This window comes from Butyricicoccus sp., from assembly GCF_050872565.1.
Lineage (GTDB): Bacteria > Bacillota > Clostridia > Oscillospirales > Butyricicoccaceae > Butyricicoccus_A.
In genome coordinates this window covers 1-3,947 of record NZ_JBNMHC010000208.1, presented here as the reverse complement: position 1 = coordinate 3,947, position 3,947 = coordinate 1, and the positions used below count along the sequence as shown (strand labels likewise).

At 49.9% G+C, this 3,947-nt stretch carries 4 protein-coding genes and 1 tRNA gene; 2 read left to right on the top strand and 3 right to left on the bottom strand.

The features are described 5' to 3' along the window. The 3 genes from ACR0P9_RS08725 to ACR0P9_RS08715 form a co-directional block, all read right to left on the bottom strand. Nucleotides 1–347 (bottom strand): GtrA family protein (locus ACR0P9_RS08725; RefSeq protein WP_432619271.1); only part of this gene is annotated, 347 nt, incomplete at its 3' end. A gap of 13 nt (nt 348–360) precedes the next feature. Beyond that, complete coding sequence (locus tag ACR0P9_RS08720) at nt 361–1,338, bottom strand: glycosyltransferase family 2 protein (RefSeq protein WP_432619269.1); 978 nt, start codon at nt 1,336–1,338, stop codon at nt 361–363. A gap of 137 nt (nt 1,339–1,475) precedes the next feature. Further along, nucleotides 1,476–2,408: a diacylglycerol/lipid kinase family protein gene (locus ACR0P9_RS08715; protein WP_432619267.1), complete on the bottom strand. Its 933-nt coding sequence runs from the start codon at nt 2,406–2,408 to the stop codon at nt 1,476–1,478. A 230-nt stretch (nt 2,409–2,638) separates the two neighbouring features. Here ACR0P9_RS08715 and ACR0P9_RS08710 point away from each other — a divergent pair. Together ACR0P9_RS08710 and ACR0P9_RS08705 are read left to right on the top strand one after the other, a co-directional pair. Beyond that, nucleotides 2,639–2,715: transfer RNA gene (locus tag ACR0P9_RS08710), tRNA-Arg, on the top strand. Between the two features lie 180 nt (nt 2,716–2,895). Continuing rightward, nucleotides 2,896–3,843: a Fic family protein gene (locus ACR0P9_RS08705; RefSeq protein ID WP_432619265.1), complete on the top strand. Its 948-nt coding sequence runs from the start codon at nt 2,896–2,898 to the stop codon at nt 3,841–3,843. The last annotated feature ends 104 nt before the right edge of the window (nt 3,844–3,947 follow it).

The window sequence follows — 3,947 nt, the reverse complement described above, 5'->3', positions numbered from 1 at the left end:
TTGTCGCGCAGGGAAACCGATGCGCCGGACAACAGCCAGCCGACTGCCGGTTTGGCGATGCCGTAGGCGAGCAGATAGCACACGGCAATGTTGAGCGCAAAACGCAGCGCAGTAGAACCGACGCCGTCTTTGTTGCCAAAGGTAAAGGTTTTATTGAGAAAATAGCTCAAAATACTGGTCAAGATATAATTTGCGGCGGAAGAAACCCAATAGCTGCATCCGGCGAGATTGTATAGACCAAACATGATTGCCATGCCGACAACGGTATTGACGACACCGACAAGGACGAATTTGATGAGCTTGGCATCAAAAAACTGCGTGCGCAGCGTGAGAATCAATTTATGCAAGATATGCCTCCTGTCAGCCGCGGTAATGCCGCTCATATGGTGCCCATGTGCGTTCGCTGATGATGTAGCGCGGACGGTGCTTGGATTCCATATAAATCTTTCCGATGTATTCGCCGATAACGCCGAGGGAAATCAGCTGAATGCCGCCGACAAAGCAGACGATACATGTCGTAGACGCCCAACCGGCAACAGAATGGCCGAGAAGTGCCTGCACAATGGCCCAGATCACACCGATAAAGCTGATGAGGCTGACGACGCCGCCCAGACCGGCAATCATGCGGATTGGCTTGACGGACAGGCTGGTGATGCCGTCAAAGGCAAGGGCGAGCATCTTGCGCAGCGGATAGTGGCTCTCGCCCGCGATGCGCTCGGCGCGCTCATAGTAGACTTTTGCGCTCGGAAAACCGACGAGCGGCACCATACCGCGCAGGAAGATATTGACCTCATGAAAATCCGCAAAACTCTCCAGCACGCGCGTGCTGATCAGACGATAGTCCGCGTGGTTAAAGACAATTTCTGCCCCCATGGCATTCATGACATGATAAAATCCCTCAGCGGTAAACCGCTTGAAGAAGGTGTCTGTCTTGCGCTTGGAGCGCACACCATAGACCACTTCTGCGCCTTTCAGGTACTCGTCCACCATGCGATCCATCGCGTTGATGTCATCCTGTCCGTCGCAGTCGATAGAAATGGTAATGTCGCAGTTGTCTTTTGCCTCCATCAGACCGGCGAGAACGGCGTTCTGATGGCCGCGGTTGCGGCTCTGGCTGATGCCGATATAGTGCGGGTCTTTGCGGGCAAACTCACAGATGAGCTGCCACGTGCTGTCCTTAGAGCCGTCATTGACAAAGCAGATGCGGCTCTGGTCGCTGATTTTTCCAGCTGCTGTCAAGTCATGAATTTTTTGCAAAAACAGAGGAGCAGTGACTGGCAAAACAGCTTCTTCGTTATAACAGGGAATCACGATCCATAATAACGGTTTGTTTTCCATAAAATGCCTCACGATCTTTTTTATGTAGATAAAATGAATGTCTTTTTAGTATAACACAGGCGTATCCGGCTGACAACGAGCAGGGTGCACACAAAAAACAGGATGCAGCGCTGCATCCTGTCAGGTTTTGTTATGCGTTAAGCTTCCGATTTGTTGTCCGGCAGATCCAGATTAAATGTCACGGCACCCGGAACAATTTCCGCCTGAGAATAGGTAAAGCTGCCGCCGGATTCGCCGTCCAGTGTCCACGGAAGCGGTGCATCGGACTGTACCGTCACGGACTTGGCGCGGCGGAAGAAGATATGCTTGCAGTCTGCGAGCTTCTGCGACATCAGACTGGCGACAATATCATTTAATTCCAGCAGATTTTCCGGCATGTGAATGAGAATGACCTCAAACAAGCCGTCATCCAGCTGCACGCCCGTGCGCGTAATATTCAAGATACCGCCGATAGAGGTCGAATTGGACAGCTGACCATAAATAAACTTGCCTTCGATTTCTTCGTCATCGCAGCGGACTTTGAGGGCATAGCTCTTGATAGACGTCAGAGATTTTGCACCTTCCAGCAGATAAGCGGCATGACCCAGCGCATTTTTCAGCGGCTGCGGGGTCTCATACGATACTTCCGTAAACAGACCGAATGCAGCGACATAGGTGAAATATCTGCCGTTAAACTTGCCGATGTCACAGCAGAACGGCTTGCCTGCGCAGAACTGTTCTGCAGCTTTTTCCATGACGCTGCTGATGCCGAGTGTGTTGGCGAAATCATTGGTGGAACCGCCGGGAATGTATCCGAGTCGCGGACGCTTGTCCGCCGGACACATCATGAGTCCCGTGACAACCTCGTTGAGTGTGCCGTCTCCGCCGACGCAGACCAGCGCATCATATTGTGTGGCGTACTCTGCGACATAGTTGCAGGCGTCCCCTTTTGCCTGCGTCGGAAACACCGTCACATGGTAATTGTGCGTAAAAAAGTAATTGGTAAGCGGAAACAGATTGTCCCGCGCCTGATTCTTGCCTGCTGTTGGATTGATGACAAGCATCAGGCTTTGCTTTTTTTCTGTGAGCATCGCGATGCCTCCTCTGGCGTATATGACGGCTGACCCGTCACAGTTTGGTTCATCACACTATAATAATGCTTTTTTCGCTGTAATGCAATGCTATCTTGTAAACATATCTTGAACAAACTGGATAAAAAACAAGAGAACTGTGTAGGAAAATGGTACAGAATCACGGCGCTGACTTGCAATTTGGCGGCATATCATATATACTATATACTGCGTTTAGCATAAATATGTATGTCTCTGTAGCTCAGCTGGATAGAGCGGCCGCCTCCTAAGCGGCAGGCCGGAGGTTCGACTCCTCTCAGGGACACCAATGGTTCCGCCGAAGACCTCTGTAAATGGAGAGGATTCGGCGGTTTTTTGTTTTCATTTTGATTGATGAAATGAGCGATGTATTGATTTTGGAGCTATTTGTTGGTACAATGACAATAGTTTACGGATATGCGAGGATGTTATGAAAAACAAAAAGCCACCCTTTGAAATCACAAATACAATGATCGATTCTGTTGCGGAAATTGCCGAGCTGGTAGGCAGACTCACATCAACGAACCAGCTTTCAAGCAACCCGACTCTGCGACGGAGCAATCGTATTCGCACCATCCACGGTTCCCTTGCCATTGAACAGAATACGCTTAGCCTGAAACAGGTAACTGCGGTTCTTAACGGCAAGCACGTTCTGGCCCCGCCAAAGGATATTGCAGAGGTCAAGAATGCTTATGAGATTTATGAGCGGTTGGATGAGCTGGATCCCTACTCTGTAGAGGATCTGCTGACTGCTCACGGCATCATGACACGAGAATTGGTGGATGAGTCAGGAATGTTCCGCACCCGGCCTGTTGGTGTTGTAGATCAGGAAGGGCATGTTCTGCATTTCGGTACTCTGCCGCAGTATGTCCCGGATTTGGTCATAGAACTGCTGGACTGGGTGAAGAACAGTGATGTGCATCTATTAATCCGCAGTTGTGTGTTCCATTATGAGTTCGAGCTGATCCACCCATTTGCCGATGGAAATGGCCGCGTTGGCCGCTTGTGGCATACACTGCTTCTCTCGAAATGGAATCCCGCTTTTGCTTGGCTCCCGGTGGAATCCATGATCCATGACCGTCAGGAAGAGTATTATGCAGCTATCAATGCCTCTAATGACGCCGGAGAGTCCACGGCATTTATTGAGTTTATGCTTTCTGCCATCAAAGCATCGCTCATTGATGCTATCGGCATGAAGGATGAAGTGAGCGATGGAGCGACAGATAAGGCAACGATCCGGTGGAAACAGATTGAGAAGTTTTTGGAGACACATCCGTATATTATGAACGCAGATGTCCGTGCGCTGTGCGGCGTTTCAGCGGCTACAGCTAATCGGATCCTTGCAGGTTTAGCAACAGAGGGAAGGCTTATTAAATACCGTGAAGGCGGGCATTGGGCGTATAAATTAAATCTTTAAAGTAAGGAATAGATAAAGACACCAAGAGCCGGAAGTCAGGAGAAATCCCCGATTTCCGGCTCTTATAAACTGATAACAGTTCGCGTAGACTGCTTCTATTATCG

Coding starts and splice junctions, on each gene's coding strand:
- ACR0P9_RS08720 (WP_432619269.1), bottom strand. CDS start 1,338: ATGGAAAACAAACCGTTATTATGGATCGTGATTCCCTGTTATAACGAA.
- ACR0P9_RS08705 (WP_432619265.1), top strand. CDS start 2,896: ATGATCGATTCTGTTGCGGAAATTGCCGAGCTGGTAGGCAGACTCACA.
- ACR0P9_RS08715 (WP_432619267.1), bottom strand. CDS start 2,408: ATGCTCACAGAAAAAAAGCAAAGCCTGATGCTTGTCATCAATCCAACA.